This window comes from Pseudomonas sp. GW821-FHT09C09, assembly GCF_059418105.1.
This window is the reverse complement of record NZ_JBWKPF010000010.1, coordinates 32,546-48,639: the sequence shown is the minus strand read 5'-3', so window position 1 is coordinate 48,639 and position 16,094 is coordinate 32,546. Positions and strand designations below refer to the sequence as shown.

Genomic DNA, 16,094 nt, shown 5'->3' with positions numbered 1-16,094 from the left:
AGATATGTGGCGTCCGTGCCGGCCTTTTCCTGGCCAGCCGGTTCGCACAATAGCCGGGTTGGCGGCAGGATTCCGTGATCGATATCAATCCCTGCTCGCGAAGGCCGCCCCGCCGATTTTCAGTCGAACATGAACAGCGCGTCATTGCTGAACTGCGCTTCGAAGCGGGTGGCCGGCATCGGTCGCCCGAACAGATAACCCTGAACCTCGTCGCAACCGTGCTCGCGCAGGAAGTCCAGCTGTTCATGGGTTTCCACACCTTCGGCGATTACCGCCAGATTGAGGCTGTGGGCCATGGCGATGATCGCCCGGGCAATCTGCGCGTCCTGCTCGCCGGACGGCAGGCCGTCGACGAAGGTGCGGTCGATCTTCAGCACGTCGATCGGGAATTGCTTGAGGTAGTTCAGCGACGAGTAACCGGTGCCGAAGTCGTCGACCGCGATGCTCAGGCCGAGGTTCTTCAGGCCGGCAAGGATCTGCATCGCCTCGCTGACTTCGCGCATCAGGATACTTTCGGTCAGCTCCAGCTCCAGGCACGCCGGCGGCAGGCCGGTTTCCTTGAGAATGGTGGCGATCCGCGTGCCGAGCTGGCCGTCGGAGAACTGCCGGGCGGAAATGTTCACCGAGACCTTCGGCACGCGCACACGGCTCTGGTGCCAGGTCTTGAGCTGACGACAGGCCTCGCTGATGACCCAGTCGCCGACGTCCACCACCAGCCCGAGTTCTTCGAGCACCGGGATGAAGTCCCCCGGCGGCACCAGCCCGCGACGCGGATGACGCCAGCGCAGCAGGGCTTCGGCGCCGGTCAGGCGTTTGCCGTCGCCGCTGAACTGCGGCTGGTAATACAGCACGAATTCGTTCTGCTCGAGGGCGTGGCGCAGGTCGCTTTCCAGCTCCAGGCGCTCCAGCGCACTGGCGTTCATGTCGGCCTGATAGAACTGGAAGTTGTTCTTGCCGCGCTCCTTGGCGTGGTACATCGCGGTGTCGGCGTTCTTCATCAACTGGCTGAGTTCGTTGCCGTCCTGCGGGCTCAGGGCGATGCCGATACTGGCGGTGACGAAGAACTCGCGACCCTCCAGCACGAATGGTCGCACCAGGCTGCCAAGAATCTGCTCGGCCACATGGATCGCACGGTTCAGCGCCATCTCGCGGCTGGAACGGTGTTGCAGAAGCAAAGTGAATTCGTCGCCGCCCATCCGCGCCACGGTGTCGTCATCGTCGACGCAGGCCAGCAGCCGGGTGGCCATGTCCTTGAGCATGCGATCGCCGGCGGCGTGGCCGAGGGAGTCGTTGATCGGTTTGAACCGGTCGAGGTCGAGGAACATCAGCACCACCCACGATTTCTGCCGGTCGGCCGATTGCAGCGCGGTATGCAGGCGATCCTGGAACAGCGTGCGGTTCGGCAGGTGGGTCAGTGCGTCGTAGTAGGCGAGGCGGTGAATCCGTTGTTCGCTGGCCTTGCGCTCGCTGATGTCGCTGAAGAAGCACACGTAGCTGGCGAGGTCGCCTTCATCGTCGAGCACCGCCGTGATGCCGACCCACGCCGGGTAATGCTCGCCGTTGCGGCGCTTGAGCCAGACTTCGCCTTCCCAGGTGCTGTGCTGATGCAATTGCTTGAGCACGTAGCGCAGGTGCGCGTCCTGTTGTTCGTCGACGGTGAGCATGTTCGGTAGCTGGTCGAGCACTTCGCTCACCGCGTAGCCGCTGACGCGACTGAACGCTTCGTTGGCCTGAACGATGTAACCGGCCGGGTCGGTGATCAGGATCGCCGAAGTCGAATGCTCGAATACCGTGGCCGCCATGCGCAGGTCTTTCTCGGCGCGGCGTTGCTGGCTGATGTCGCGACCGACCCCGAGCACGCCTTCGAAGGCACCGTGCTCGTCCCACACCAGCACCAAGCGCAATTCGATCGGGATCTTGCGACCGTCGGCGCGCAGGCAGTCGAACAGGAACATCTGGGTCTGCACCTGACTGCGCAGGATTGCCAGTTGCTCGGGCTTGTCCAGGGCTTTGCTGACCCGGTCCATCAGGTGATAGATGCCGTTCAGTTGCTGCGGGTTGGCGATGGTCGATTGCCAGCCGTTCTGGAAAATCCATTCGGCGTCGTAGCCCAGCACCGCTTGCACCGACGGGCTGACGTAATTGAGCGAGAGCTTGCTGTCGGTGGAGAAGATTACGTCACTGATACTTTCGGCGAGCATCCGGTAGCGCTGTTCACTGTCGCGCAGGGATTCGCTGGCCTCGATCTGCTCGGTGATGTCCTTGGCCACGCCGATGATCCGCGTCACCTGATCGTGCTTGTCCCGGGCCAGCGCCTGTTCGCGGATATCGAAACGCCGCCACTTGCCGTCGCGATGACGGAAGCGCAATTGGCATTGCAGCAACTGGCTGTAACCTGCGTGACGCTGCATCTGCCGCGAGCGGTGGTAATAGTCGGCGTCTTCCGGATGCAGGAGGATTTCCCAGAAGTACTCGCCCATCTGGTGCAGTTCGCTGCGGTTGTAACCGAGGGTCTGGCCCAGGTGGTGGTTGCTGAAGATCATCCGCTGGCTGATCACATCCTGCACGTACAGATGATCCGGCACGGTACGCACCACGTCCGACCAAAAGCCTTCGCGCTCCAGCAGCGACAGTTCGATCAGCTTGCGGCTGGTGATGTCGTTGATGCTCAGGATCACGGCTTTGTAGTCGTGTTGCTCATGAGGCAGGCGCAGCACCAGCCACAGGTGCTGGTCGCGGCCGTTGATGTCCGGCAGTTTGATTTCCAGTTCCAGCTGCTTTTGTTGCTGGAGTACGGCGTCGAGCACTTGATTGCCGATGGCGCACTGGCTGTGCGGGTGACCGTCGATCAGCAACTGCCAGGCGTGGTCGCAGGAGTTGACGTTGAGCAGTTGCAGCGCCACCTGATTGACCTCGGTGACTCGCAGTTCCTGCAGCAATTGCTGGCGTTGCTGCGGCTGGTCGAGCCAGGCCTTGAGCTGGTCGCTGGTCTGGATCTGGGCCTTTTCGAAAACCTGTTTCAGTCCCGAAAGATCCAGCACACACAGGGCCACACCGGTGCCTTCGAAAATATCCTGATAACGGCGGCGTCCCTCATGCACCTGGCGCTGACGGCGGCGCATGTTCAGCAAAGCAATGAACGGCAGCAGGGACAGCGCCAGGCCCAGCAGGCATTTGCCGATGAACGCCGGCAGCAGCTCTTCGAGCACATGTTGCCGGTCGAACAGTCCGCGCAGTTGCCAGTCGCTGCTGCTCAGGGGCACGGTCAGCACGCTGTTGGCCAGATCTTCGGGTGTCAGGGTGCTGGCCTTGGTGGAAGGCAGGCCTTCGTCACGGCTGATGATCTGGTGATTGATGCGGTTTTCCACCAGCCACAGCGGGCGGATGCCGGTCTCGCCCTGTTTGGTCAGGGAGGCAAAGAAAGTCGGGGTCAGGCGCAGTGCCCAGTAGCCGCGCGTGCTGCCGCTGGCCTGATGCAGCAACAGATGCACCACCGAGCCGTCATCGGCGTTGCTGAAATAATGTGCCTGGGCGTGGCTGCGGCGTACCAGATCGCTGAGGTAGTCGGCGTCCTTGCTGTCGGTAGCGCTGTCGCTGAGGATTTTTCCCGACGGGCTGAGCAAGGCCATGCTCTGCAGGTCAGGCAGGGATTTCTGCAGCTTGCGCAACAGCGCCTGCTGTTCGTCGGCAGACTGCGGCTGTTCGACGATCGGTAGCAGATTGAGCGCGATCTGCGCATTCAGCGACATGTTCAGGCTGACTTGCGAAGCGAGATCGGCGGTGTAATCGATGGTGTACTGACGCTGGGTTTTCTGGGTTTCTCGCAGTTGATCGAGCAGTTGCCAAAACAGTAATGCGAGCAGCATCAGCACCAGCGTCGCCAGCGCGCCTTTCAATGTTCCGCGCAGGGACGAGCCGGGCGCCGGTTGGGTGCTGCTCACAGAGGCTGGCGGAGTGACATTGGACAAGCTGTAATCCTGCGGTTTGGCTGGACTGGCGCGACGTGCACTATAAGCCGGACGCCCAAAGGGCGGCTAGCATGCCTTGAGTTGTGGCGAAGTGCCAGCCCCGCTCGGCTGGACTGCCTTCTGTCATTCAGGTAGCTTTGCCGGTTACGCGGGAGCGTTCCAGCTCCTAGACTCAGACTTTTTCAGCGCGCACGCATTGATGGCCATCAAGTGGTCAAGTGAACGACGCGCATCGGTCTGGCCGGGCATCGCCTGCGCTCCAATCATTCATCTGTCACTGACCCAAGGTTCTCCATGGCTCAATACGTCTTCACCATGCATCGGCTGGGCAAAGTTGTTCCGCCGAAGCGGGAAATCCTGAAAAACATTTCTCTGTCCTTCTTCCCGGGCGCCAAGATCGGTGTACTCGGCCTCAACGGTTCGGGTAAGTCCACGCTGCTGAAAATCATGGCCGGCGTCGACACCGAATTCGAAGGCGAAGCGCGCCCGATGCCGGAACTGAACATCGGTTATCTGCCGCAAGAGCCGCAACTTGATCCGACCAAGACCGTGCGTGAAGTGGTCGAGGAAGCGGTCAGCGTGATCAAGGACGCGCAAGCGCGTCTGGATGAGGTCTACGCCGCCTACGCCGACCCGGACGCCGATTTCGACAAGCTGGCCGCCGAACAGGCCAAGCTCGAAGCGATCCTGCAGGCCAGCGACGGTCACAACCTGGAGCGTCAACTGGAAGTCGCCGCCGATGCGCTGCGTCTGCCGGCCTGGGACGCCAAAGTCGAACACCTGTCCGGTGGTGAAAAGCGTCGTGTGGCCCTGTGCCGTCTGCTGCTGTCCGCCCCGGACATGCTGCTGCTCGACGAACCGACCAACCACCTGGACGCCGACTCCGTTGCGTGGCTCGAACACTTCCTGCACGACTTCCCGGGCACTGTGGTAGCGATCACGCACGACCGTTACTTCCTGGACAACGTCGCTGGCTGGATTCTGGAACTCGACCGCGGCGCGGGCATTCCTTACGAGGGCAACTACTCGGGTTGGCTGGAAGCCAAGTCCGATCGTCTGGCCCAGGAATCCAAGCAGCAATCGGCTCACGAAAAAGCCATGAAGGAAGAACTGGAGTGGGTGCGCAAAGGCGCCAAGGCCCGCCAGTCGAAATCCAAGGCACGTCTGCAGCGCTTCGAAGAAATGCAGTCGCAGGAATTCCAGAAGCGTTCGGAAACCAACGAGATCTACATCCCGGCCGGTCCGCGCCTGGGTGACAAGGTCATCGAATTCAAGAACGTCACCAAGGGCTACGGCGATCGCGTGTTGATCGACAACCTGTCGTTCTCCATGCCCAAAGGCGCCATCGTCGGCGTGATCGGCGGTAACGGTGCCGGTAAGTCGACCCTGTTCCGCATGCTGATGGGCAAGGAAACCCCGGACTCGGGCAGCATCGAGATCGGCGAAACCGTGCAGCTGGCCTGCGTGGACCAGAGCCGCGAAGACCTGGACGGCAGCAAGACCGTGTTCCAGCAGATCTCCGACGGTTCCGACCAGATCCGCATCGGCAATTACGAGATCCCGTCGCGTACCTACGTCGGTCGCTTCAACTTCAAGGGCGGCGATCAGCAGAAGTTCGTCAAGGACCTGTCCGGCGGTGAGCGCGGTCGTCTGCATCTGGCGCTGACCCTGAAGGAGGGCGGCAACGTCCTGCTGCTCGACGAACCGTCCAACGACCTCGACGTCGAAACCCTGCGTTCCCTGGAAGAAGCCCTGCTGGACTTCCCGGGCGCCGCCATTGTGATCTCTCACGATCGGTGGTTCCTTGACCGCGTCGCGACGCACATCCTGGCGTACGAAGACGACTCGCAGGCTGTGTTCTTCGAAGGCAACTACACCGAGTACGAAGCCGATCGCAAAAAGCGCCTCGGCGAAGCAGCGGCCCAGCCACACCGGGTACGCCACAAGAAACTGGCCTGATTTCAGGTGGGTTGCATGAAAGAGCGGAGCCTTCGGGCTCCGCTTTTTTTTGCCTGCAATCCGCCGTGATTTATAGCGTGTGTACTATTTGTTTTCATAAATGCGACATTTTTGTCTGTTGCTGTGTACAGATCGTTTGTTACAGTCCGGCTCAATCTCTTCCAACGACAACAAATTTGCCGAGACTTTTCCCATGATCGAATCCGTCGAATCCTTCCTCGCCCGTCTGAAAAAACGCGATCCGGATCAACCCGAATTCCACCAGGCCGTCGAAGAAGTCCTGCGCAGCCTGTGGCCGTTTCTCGAAGCCAATCCGCACTATCTGACCTCGGGGATTCTGGAGCGCATCTGCGAGCCGGAGCGGGCGGTGGTGTTCCGGGTGTCGTGGGTCGACGATCAGGGCAAGGTCCAGGTCAATCGTGGTTTCCGCATCCAGATGAACAGCGCCATCGGCCCGTACAAGGGCGGTTTGCGCTTTCATCCCTCGGTGAATATGGGCGTGCTGAAATTCCTCGCCTTTGAACAGACCTTCAAGAACTCCCTGACTTCGTTGCCCATGGGCGGCGGCAAGGGTGGTTCGGACTTCGATCCGAAGGGCAAGAGCGACGCTGAAGTCATGCGTTTCTGCCAGGCGTTCATGAGTGAGCTGTACCGCCACATCGGCGCCGACGTGGACGTGCCGGCAGGTGATATCGGTGTCGGCGCACGGGAGATCGGTTTCCTGTTCGGTCAGTACAAACGCCTGAGCAACCAGTTCACCAGCGTACTGACCGGCAAGGGCATGACCTACGGCGGCAGCCTGATCCGTCCGGAAGCCACCGGTTTCGGTTGCGTGTATTTCGCCGAGGAAATGCTCAAGCGCCGTGAGCAGACTGTCGAAGGCAAGCGCGTGGCGATCTCCGGCTCCGGCAACGTTGCGCAATACGCGGCCCGCAAAGTGATGGATCTGGGTGGCAAGGTGATTTCCCTGTCCGATTCCGAAGGCACGCTGTATTGCGAGGCCGGCCTGAGCGAAGAGCAGTGGCTGGCGTTGCTGGAGCTGAAAAACGTCAAGCGTGGGCGGATCAGCGAGTTGGCGGCGGCATTCGGCCTGGAATTCCGCGCCGGCCAGTTGCCATGGTCGTTGCCGTGCGATATCGCGCTGCCATGCGCCACCCAGAACGAGCTCGACGCCGAAGCTGCCCGCACCCTGCTGCGCAACGGCTGCATCTGTGTGGCCGAGGGTGCGAACATGCCGACCACCCTTGAGGCTGTGGATATCTTTATCGAGGCGGGCATTCTGTTCGCGCCGGGCAAGGCATCGAATGCCGGCGGCGTGGCGGTCAGCGGTCTGGAGATGTCGCAGAACGCCATGCGCCTGCTGTGGACGGCGGGCGAGGTGGACAGCAAACTGCACGGGATCATGCAGTCGATCCACCACGCCTGTGTGCATTACGGTGAGGAAAACGGCCGGATCAACTACGTCAAAGGCGCGAACATCGCCGGCTTCGTCAAGGTCGCCGACGCGATGCTGGCGCAGGGCGTGGTTTAAGCACTGTGCTTCAAGAACGATCGATGCGGATCACTTCGATCAGTTGATTGCCGGCCGGACGCTGCCACAGCACTTCGTCGTTGAGTCGCGCGCCAAGCAGCGCGCGGCCCAGCGGTGAGGCCCAGTTGATCAGGCCGTTGGCGGCATCGGCCTGGTCTTCGCCGACCAGTTGTACCCGGCGCTCGGTGTTGTGTTCGTCGGCGTAGGTCACCCAACTGCCGATCTGCACTTTTTCGTTGGAAGTCGGTGCGGGGGCGACCTGAGCGCTGCCGACCCGTTGATTGAAATAACGCATATCCCGCTCGAGATCGGCCAGCCGCTGTTTGTCGGCCTGTTCGCCCATGGCGGTCTGCTCGGCGTGCAGTGTCTGCAGCTCGGCGACTTTCGCCTGCAACTGGGCAAACCCTTGTGGCGTGACGTAATTGGGCTGCGTGCTGACCTGCCGTTCGACCGGCTGATCGGCTTGCGCAGCGGCGTTGTCTTCGTTGACGAAAGCACGGCTCATGGTGACCTCCTGTGACAACCGTTGGGCCATGGTCGCAGGCTGAAGGTTTCGCCGGATGTCTGGAAACGACCTACTGTGAACGATAAGCCCGCGCGGCGCCCTGATCCTTTTGTTGCTGCCAGGCCCGCTCGCGCTCGTCCCAGTGTTCGTTGCGATACTCCTCGCGATCCTTGTTTTCCAGCATCGCCTGACACTGGCGGAAACCGTCGCTCCAGCCCTCGGCGTATTGCGGATCCTTGAGATAGCGCGGCACGTTCTTGCGAAACTCGCCGCTGATCGAACCGGCCGCCTGACGACCGCTGATGCAACCGTCATCGAAACCGTCGGCGAACGCCGGTGGATAACCCTTGGCGATCAGATCTTCGTGGGTGCTTTGACAGCCACCCAGCAACAGCAACACACCCACAAAACCCGCACACCGCCACATCTGACTCTCCCGCGCCGTTCTCCGGCTGACAGGGAAAGTCTAGAAGCGGATTCGTCGACGGGGTGTGAAAGGAAGATCAAAACCTCAGTAGTGATACCACTTCACCTCAAGCATCACTTCGGTCTCGGGCGTGGCCAGATGGCTGAATTCACGCTGGGCACTCAGGCGCAAACCCAGGTTGCGGGACAATTCCCATTGCTGGTTCAGGCTCAGGCTGCGGCGCACTTCGCCGTTGAAGAAGTAATCGCCCTTGGCCTCCACACTGAGATTGCCCAGCGGGTTTTTCCACAACACGCCGGTATTGAAACCGCCTGCGGGGGAAACGAATCCGGCGAAATCATTGTTGTGTTCAACGCGCACGGTACCGAGGGCAAAACCCAGTACATCGTCACCCAGCGCCCAGGTTCCACCGCCGCCACCGTTGACATGGCTGACTAGCGTTTCGTCGTCATGCTTGCCCGGCACCCGCTCCAGACCTCCGGTGACTTGCCACGACAACGGCTGCAGCAGCGCATTGCGCGGCGTCAGCGAGCGGATGGTCGCCAGATCCAGTTGCTGGAACTGCCAGTGATTGCCTTCGTACTGACGCAGCTTCATCTGCAGGATTTCGATCTGCGCGCCGAGGGGGAAACTCTCGGCGTTGTCGTTGAGGTCGTGATAGGCCATGCGCAGACCGTACTCGCCAAACGCGCGGTCGCCACGGGTGCCGAGACCGGCCTGCCAGGTGCGCGATTCGTGCCCGTCTTCGGGCAGGCCCGGTTGTGGAATTTGCAGCTCCGGCGCCGGGTTCTTGTTGATCGCCCGCAGCAATTCGAAACTGCGCTGTGCCCGTTGCGGATCGCGCTCCTGGCCGTTGGCGCGGTAGCGTTCCAGTCGATACGCCGCGTCGACGATCAGTGCTTGTCGGTCCCGGGGCAGGGCCTTGAAGGCCGGGTCCTGCAATTGTTGCTGGTCGGCGCTGACTTTCAGCACCCAGTCCTGTTCTTCGCCGGTCAGGGGCTCGGCGCGGCTTAGCAATTCACGCTCGCGGGACGGGCGGTATTCGATGTGCTCGACCAGTCCGGCTTCTTTCACCGCTTTGACGGTGTCGGTGGGAATCGCGGTCAGCGGGAATTGTTCGGTCAGGCGCAGGCTCGGGCGCGCCACCTGCAACAGTTCGAGCAGGCGATAGGAGCAGTTTTCGTCGAAGAAGAAGTAGTCGAACTGAATCTGCTTCAGCTCCCACACATGCTCGACCATGCGTGCGGTTTCGGCTTGCGTCAGGTTGAGCCGGTATTCCCACAGGTCGCGGTTTTCCAGGCTGCGGTATTCCGAGAGTTTTTCCTGATAGGGCACCAGCGCGAACAATCCCGGATAGCCGCCCATCAGACCTTTCCAGGCATACAGGATGCTGTTGTCCGAGCCTTCGATGTAGGCGCCGAAGTTGATCGCGTAGCTGAGCAGCGAGGTCTTGTCGCTCTGCACATCGGCCTGATCGATACGCAGCAGGGTGTGACCGAACATCGACGACGGGCTGTTGAGGTAGGCCGCCGGGAAAATCATCACCGCGCTGTGGGGCGAGACATCCTTGAACCATTTCTTGAATTCGGCGCAGTCTGGCGTGGGCAGGTCGGTCAGGTTGAGCTGATCTTTCAGCCAGCGCGTACGCGCGGGGTAAACGCATTGGGCGTGTTGCTCACCGAGACTGGCCGGGGCGTACAGCGCCTGGACCGTGGCGGCCAGTTCGTGGTCGGGATGCTCGTTGCCGTCGGGGGCGAGGAAGAATTTTTTGTCGCTGACGTAGCTGCGCCAGCCGCCGAGCTTGGCGGTTTCGTAATGGCCGAGGGAAATCCAGAAGCGATCGTTGGCCAGTTGCTGCAAACGTTGAGGGTCGATGTGGGGCGCGGCGGACAGCGGGGCGCAGACACACAGCGCCAGCCAGGCAAGGCGTTTGAGCATAGGTGGCAACTTAAGTCGAAAGAAACAAAAGACCCAAGGAGGGCGGGCCGAAAAAACAAAACCCGCTTCCCGAAAGAAGCGGGTGGGGTCGAGCTTAAGCCTGAGTCGCGTACTTGGCCAGACGAGGGTCTGCTTTCAGCACGGCCAGGGTGTTGGTATGCACGTCTTCGGCGGTCACGTCAGCCTTGCTGAAGATCTGCTGGAAGTGCTCGTGAGTGACGGCGGCGAAGTGCGCACGGTCTTCCGGCGCCACGCCCAGTACCACGGCATAGGTCGTCAGCGCTTCGCCGTTGCCTTTTGCCATGTCTTCGGACAGCTCGTTCATCATGCCATTCATGGCAAACCAGGATTTGCCGCCGTAGGTCAGCGAGGCGTTGGTGGAGCAACCGTTGGTGCCGGACGTCATGCCGAATGTGGCGTTGCCCGAGGTGCCGTTTGTGGTGGATGCCAGGAAGTGAGCCGGGGTGCCACGCTGACCTTCGAACAGCATGTTGCCCCAGCCGCAATCCGGACCGCCCGGCGCCTGAGCCATGGCGTTGATGGATACAGCGGTGAAGAGAGTACCGAGAAGAATCCGTTTCATAGCTTTGTTCTCTTTTATGTGCGTACCAATGGACAGGGTTCTGGCCCCGCTCTCTACATCAAAACGCCACTTGGCGAGTTTTCGTACAGACCTTCTGGCGCCAGTGGGCCGGTATTAGTTCCAGCCGCGCAGTTTGGAGTTTAGGCAGGTTCCCGTGGTTCCGTGATTTTTTGCAGCATATTCGTGATCCAGCCCGGTTTTGCGGGGCCGGCCGCGGGGTTGGCCGGTTGTCTATGCTTTGTCGTATGGCGCGCCTTGCCAGTGGGGCACGGGCAGCGCCAGAATGCCGCTATCTGCCCCGCCTGATTGTTAAGGAAGCCCGATGCCTGATCCTGTTGCTGCCAGCTTGCGTTTAGCGCCCGAAGCGCTGACCCGTCCGTTTTCCGCTGAACAGTTCAGCTTCACTACCACCAATGATCTGGAGCCCTTTCGCGGTGTGCTTGGCCAGGAACGTGCGGTCGAAGCCTTGCAGTTCGGTGTGGCCATGCCACGCCCCGGTTACAACGTATTCGTCATGGGCGAGCCCGGCACCGGCCGTTTCTCGTTCGTCAAACGCTACCTGAAGGCCGAAGGCAAGCGCCTGCAGACCCCGGCGGACTGGGTCTACGTCAACAATTTCGACGAGCCGCGCGAGCCGCGCGCCCTGGAACTGCCATCGGGCAGCGCCGCGGCGTTCATCGGCGATATCAATGGCTTGATCGACAACCTGCTGTCGACTTTTCCCGCGGTGTTCGAACACCCGTCCTACCAGCAAAAGAAGAGCGCCATCGACCGCGCCTTCAACCAGCGCTATGACAAGGCACTGGACGTCATCGAGCGTCTGGCCCTGGAAAAAGACGTCGCCCTGTACCGCGACAGCAGCAACATCGCGTTCACCCCGATGCTCGAAGGCAAGGCGCTGGACGAAGCCGAATTCGCCCAGTTGCCGGAGTCCGAGCGCGAGCGTTTCCACGAGGACATTTCCGGCCTCGAAGAACGCCTGAACGAAGAACTCGCCAGCCTGCCGCAGTGGAAGCGCGAGTCGAGCAACCAGTTGCGTCAGCTCAACGAAGAAACCATTACTCTGGCGTTGCAGCCTTTGCTCGCACCGCTGTCGGAGAAGTACGCGGAAAACGCCGCGGTCTGCGGTTACCTGCAAGCGGTACAGGTTTATCTGCTGAAAACCGTGGTCGAGCAACTGGTCGACGACAGCAAGACCGACGCCGTTGCACGCAAGCTGCTGGAAGAACAATACGCGCCGAGCCTGGTGGTCGGCCATCCGGCCAGCGGCGGTGCGCCGGTGGTGTTCGAGCCGCATCCGACCTACGAAAACCTGTTCGGCCGCATTGAATACACCACCGATCAGGGCGCGCTTTACACCACGTATCGCCAGTTGCGTCCGGGTGCGTTGCACCGCGCCAACGGTGGTTTCCTGATCCTCGAAGCGGAAAAGATGCTCGGCGAGCCCTTTGTGTGGGATGCGCTCAAACGCGCCCTGCAATCGCGCAAGCTGAAAATGGAATCGCCACTGGGCGAGATGGGCCGTTTCGCGACCGTGACGCTCAACCCGCAGTTCATTCCGTTGAATGTCAAAGTCATCATCATCGGTGCGCGTCAGCTGTATTACACGCTGCAGGACCTCGATCCGGACTTCCAGGAGATGTTCCGCGTCCTGGTGGATTTCGACGAAGACATCCCGATGGTCGACGAAAGCCTGGAGCAGTTCGCCCAGTTGCTGAAAACCCGCACTTCGGAAGAAGGCATGGCGCCGTTGACCGCCGATGCGGTGGCGCGTCTGGCGACTTACAGCGCACGTCTGGCCGAGCATCAGGGGCGCTTGTCGGCGCGGATCGGTGATCTGTTCCAACTGGTCAGCGAAGCGGATTTCATCCGTCACCTGGCCAACGATGAAATGACCGACGCCGGCCACATCGAACGTGCCCTGAAGGCCAAAGCCACCCGTACCGGCCGTGTGTCGGCGCGGATTCTCGACGACATGCTGGCGGGGATCATCCTGATCGACACCGACGGCGCTGCGGTCGGCAAGTGCAACGGCCTGACGGTGCTGGAAGTCGGCGACTCGGCGTTCGGTGTGCCGGCGCGGATTTCCGCCACGGTGTACCCGGGTGGCAGCGGTATCGTCGACATCGAGCGCGAGGTCAACCTCGGCCAGCCGATTCACTCCAAGGGCGTGATGATTCTCACCGGGTATCTGGGCAGCCGTTACGCTCAGGAATTCCCGCTGGCGATCTCCGCGAGCATCGCCCTGGAGCAATCCTACGGTTACGTTGATGGCGACAGCGCGTCGCTGGGCGAGGCCTGCACGCTGATTTCGGCCTTGTCGAAAACCCCGCTCAAGCAGTGCTTTGCGATCACCGGTTCGATCAACCAGTTCGGCGAAGTGCAGGCGGTGGGTGGGGTCAACGAGAAGATCGAAGGCTTCTTCCGTCTCTGCGAAGCGCGCGGGCTGACCGGTGAACAGGGCGCGATCATTCCGCACGCCAACGTCGCCACGCTGATGCTCGACGAGAAAGTGCTGGCGGCGGTGCGCGCCGGGCAGTTCCACGTTTACGCGGTGCGTCAGGCGGATGAAGCGCTGAGTCTGCTGGTGGGTGAGCCTGCCGGTGAGCCGAACGAGGAGGGCGAGTTCCCGGAAGGCAGCGTCAACGCGCGCGTGGTGGAACGTCTGCGAGTGATTGCCGAAATGATCAGCGAAGAAGACCTGAAAGAAGCCGAGAAGGAACTGGCGCAGGAGGCACTGGCCGAGGCCAAACCGGCGTAAGCCAGGCTGCAGTCAGTAGAATGGGAGCCTTGTGCTCCCATTTTGTTTTGTCGCGAACGTCGGCAAAAGTGCCATCACTCTGGCGTCAATATTCACACAATGACCATTCGGCGCCTTCTGGTTCTGCGCGGTTGGCGCGGCGGACTTTTCTTCTATTCTCAGCTCAAGGACATCGACAGTATCACGGGATCGAAACAGTCCTTCAGCAAGGGCTGAACACCGGCTTTACCGAGGGTCGCCGCCATGTCGCGCAACCTCTGCCTCACCCGTCAGTGCCTGGGTCTCGTGACCCGAATCGAATGCGCCATCAAGCCGTTGGCCGGCGATACCGGCATGTGGACTTTACTCTTCGCCGCCGGCATGGCCGGTGAACAACCTTCCGCCATCAAGGCCCAGGGCCCGTTCCACGGGCCGGTCGCCGCCGAATCGATCCTCGATACCATCGTCGAAAGCCTGACGATGCACGGCTACGAACTGGCCAATGATCCGCAGATCTGGTCCTTGCACCTGCAAGCCCAGTTGCGGCAGATCAACGGCGGGCGCGGACGCAATCTCGGCGTTTTCGATCATTAGCACCGATCAAGGCGCAGCGCCCTGGGTCTGCGCCTTCTCGAGCTTGACCTCAAAGCCGTACTGCACGGTGGCGAGGTCGGTTCGCTGATAGGTTTCCACCTGCGTCGGGCGGCCGTAGAAATAGTGCACGCCGAACAGCGCCGGGCCTTCTGCGCTCGCGTCGTGGCTGACCGAAAGGATCTGCTTCAGGTAGTTGCCGCTGTCGTCCTTGACGAAGAATCGCCATTCGTTGGCCGGAAACAGTTTCAGGTCCACCACCAGTTCGTTGTTCCTGATTTCCAGGCCTTTGGGCAAAGCCCTGGCTTCGTAGGACTGTTTCGCCACGGTGGCGAGGAACAAGGGCATCGAACCAACGGCCACTGCCGGGGTTTCCGGAAACAGGTTCAAGTCATACGTGATGGTCGCTTGCAGCGGATCCACCTGATACGCCTCGGCCGGCAGTTCGATCGGCTCGTCCAGTTTACCGTTGTGTTTTTCGGTGAAGAACGTCACCGGGCTTTCGCCGGGCGCCAGGTCGTCGCCCAGCAGTTCGTCATTGAAGGTCTTGCGGTGATCGAACTCGATGCGCGCGGCGCTGGGTTCTTCCACTGACTGGCGGATATGGATGCTTTTCTTCAGGTCGTCCTCGGTCAATGACGCACCCTTGAGCCAGTTGGGGGCCTGATCGTCGTAGACGGTGATCGCCAGATCCAGCGGCTGCACGGTTTTCGCCGTGGTGTGCGAATCGAATTCGCGGATCGGCAGGTCCAGTGGCTTGCGGGTGACGGTCGCCTCGGAGAAGTCCAGCACGCTGACTTCAAGGGTGTCGATCGGGCCGTTGAAGTAAACCTTGTTGTAGCGGCGCGTATGCTGTTGTTCGAAAGTGCGCTGGTCGTCGTTCAGCTGTTTCTCGAGATCCTCGCTCCAGGCCTTTTGCTGTTGCAGGTGCGCCAGTTGTTTTTGATAGAAGGTGATCTGTTCGGGGCTTTCGTTGATAGCGCCGGCGCGCACCAGGTATTGCCCGGTCGTATCGCGGGCCTGGACGATCAGCGGATTGAGCGGCGTGCTGGCGACTTCCGGGGCAAGCGGCAGGTTGTTGCTGAATTCGACTTCGGCGTAGTTCTTTTCCAGCTTCAGCAGTTTCACGCTGAGGTTGGCGTCGGTTCTTGTCTGGCCGATATCCTTCTTGCCCAGATCGAAACTGTGCAGGCGTTTCGGGGCGATGACTTCCACCTGACCTTGCAGGCTCACAGGACGCGGTCGGGTTTTCTTGTCGACGTCCAGACCTTCGATGAACGGGTAGGTCACGGTCAGGTCATCGGGGTTGGTGACGTTGGAGCTGGACGGGCTCAGCTGAATGCCCGGATCGGTTTCCGACCATTCGGGCTGGTAGGCGATCACCCGTTTGTTGCTCAGGGTCACCGATTGCCATTCCACGCCATGGGGGAAGAGGAACCCGCCCGGAATGTTGAGATTGAAAGGAAATACCGGTTGCAGGTCGGTGAGGTAGTCGGAGCTGGCGTCCTTGTGCAGCACGAACAGACCGTTGATGAAGGTGTCGACCAGCGCTTGAGGCGTCGGGTAGTGCTTGAGGACGCCGAGGGCGTCTTCGCCGTATTCGGTCCTGGGCGGTTTGTTGTCGAGACGTTGTTGCGCGCGCTCCAGCAGCAGCAGCGAGCCGCCGAGTTCGGTCACGGCATCCTTGAGTTTCGGGTCGGTGATGGCGTCCAGCGACTGTTCGAACTGCGCGGTCTTCTGTTCGAGGCTGAGCGGGTGTTTTTTTTCTTCACCGGGCGAGCAGCCTCCAACCGATAAGGCGAGGCAAATTCCGGCAGTCATTAACGGCAATCGCACATCCATTTCCAGTCGT

Annotated in this window: 10 protein-coding genes; 4 read left to right on the top strand and 6 right to left on the bottom strand. The window is 61.0% G+C overall.

Annotated elements, in window-relative coordinates; translation table 11 throughout:
- Window positions 1-119: 119 nt before the first annotated feature.
- The gene (locus tag AC07NR_RS26245; protein WP_495079787.1) at window positions 120-3,968 is read right to left on the bottom strand and encodes a bifunctional diguanylate cyclase/phosphodiesterase; all 3,849 of its coding nucleotides are present in this window, start codon (window positions 3,966-3,968) and stop codon (window positions 120-122) included.
- 294 nt (window positions 3,969-4,262) lie between these two features.
- On the opposite strand from AC07NR_RS26245, the gene ettA reads away from it, so the two are divergent.
- Entirely contained in the window at window positions 4,263-5,927 is a 1,665-nt protein-coding gene (gene ettA / locus AC07NR_RS26240; protein WP_007950976.1) for an energy-dependent translational throttle protein EttA, read from the top strand.
- Window positions 5,928-6,120: 193 nt separating this feature from the next.
- Entirely contained in the window at window positions 6,121-7,458 is a 1,338-nt protein-coding gene (gdhA, locus tag AC07NR_RS26235; protein WP_134828165.1) for an NADP-specific glutamate dehydrogenase, read from the top strand.
- 10 nt (window positions 7,459-7,468) lie between these two features.
- Here the strand turns inward: gdhA and AC07NR_RS26230 are convergent, their stop codons facing one another.
- The 4 genes from AC07NR_RS26230 to AC07NR_RS26215 form a co-directional block, all read right to left on the bottom strand.
- Window positions 7,469-7,963 (bottom strand): GreA/GreB family elongation factor, encoded by a 495-nt coding sequence (locus AC07NR_RS26230; protein WP_495079786.1) that lies wholly within the window; start codon window positions 7,961-7,963, stop codon window positions 7,469-7,471.
- A gap of 70 nt (window positions 7,964-8,033) precedes the next feature.
- Window positions 8,034-8,390: a hypothetical protein gene (locus tag AC07NR_RS26225; protein ID WP_114885642.1), complete on the bottom strand. Its 357-nt coding sequence runs from the start codon at window positions 8,388-8,390 to the stop codon at window positions 8,034-8,036.
- A gap of 84 nt (window positions 8,391-8,474) precedes the next feature.
- Window positions 8,475-10,328 (bottom strand): Lnb N-terminal periplasmic domain-containing protein, encoded by a 1,854-nt coding sequence (locus AC07NR_RS26220; protein WP_495079785.1) that lies wholly within the window; start codon window positions 10,326-10,328, stop codon window positions 8,475-8,477.
- Window positions 10,329-10,422: 94 nt separating this feature from the next.
- Window positions 10,423-10,911 (bottom strand): DUF3015 domain-containing protein, encoded by a 489-nt coding sequence (locus AC07NR_RS26215; RefSeq protein ID WP_007950971.1) that lies wholly within the window; start codon window positions 10,909-10,911, stop codon window positions 10,423-10,425.
- 322 nt (window positions 10,912-11,233) lie between these two features.
- On the opposite strand from AC07NR_RS26215, the gene AC07NR_RS26210 reads away from it, so the two are divergent.
- Complete coding sequence (locus AC07NR_RS26210; protein WP_119430135.1) at window positions 11,234-13,672, top strand: Lon protease family protein; 2,439 nt, start codon at window positions 11,234-11,236, stop codon at window positions 13,670-13,672.
- Window positions 13,673-13,915: 243 nt separating this feature from the next.
- Window positions 13,916-14,245, top strand: coding sequence for a PA4575 family protein (locus AC07NR_RS26205; protein ID WP_085712201.1), 330 nt, complete (start codon window positions 13,916-13,918; stop codon window positions 14,243-14,245).
- A gap of 6 nt (window positions 14,246-14,251) precedes the next feature.
- Here AC07NR_RS26205 and AC07NR_RS26200 read toward each other — a convergent pair whose 3' ends face one another.
- Window positions 14,252-16,084: a hypothetical protein gene (locus AC07NR_RS26200; protein WP_495079784.1), complete on the bottom strand. Its 1,833-nt coding sequence runs from the start codon at window positions 16,082-16,084 to the stop codon at window positions 14,252-14,254.
- Between the last annotated feature and the right edge of the window lie 10 nt (window positions 16,085-16,094).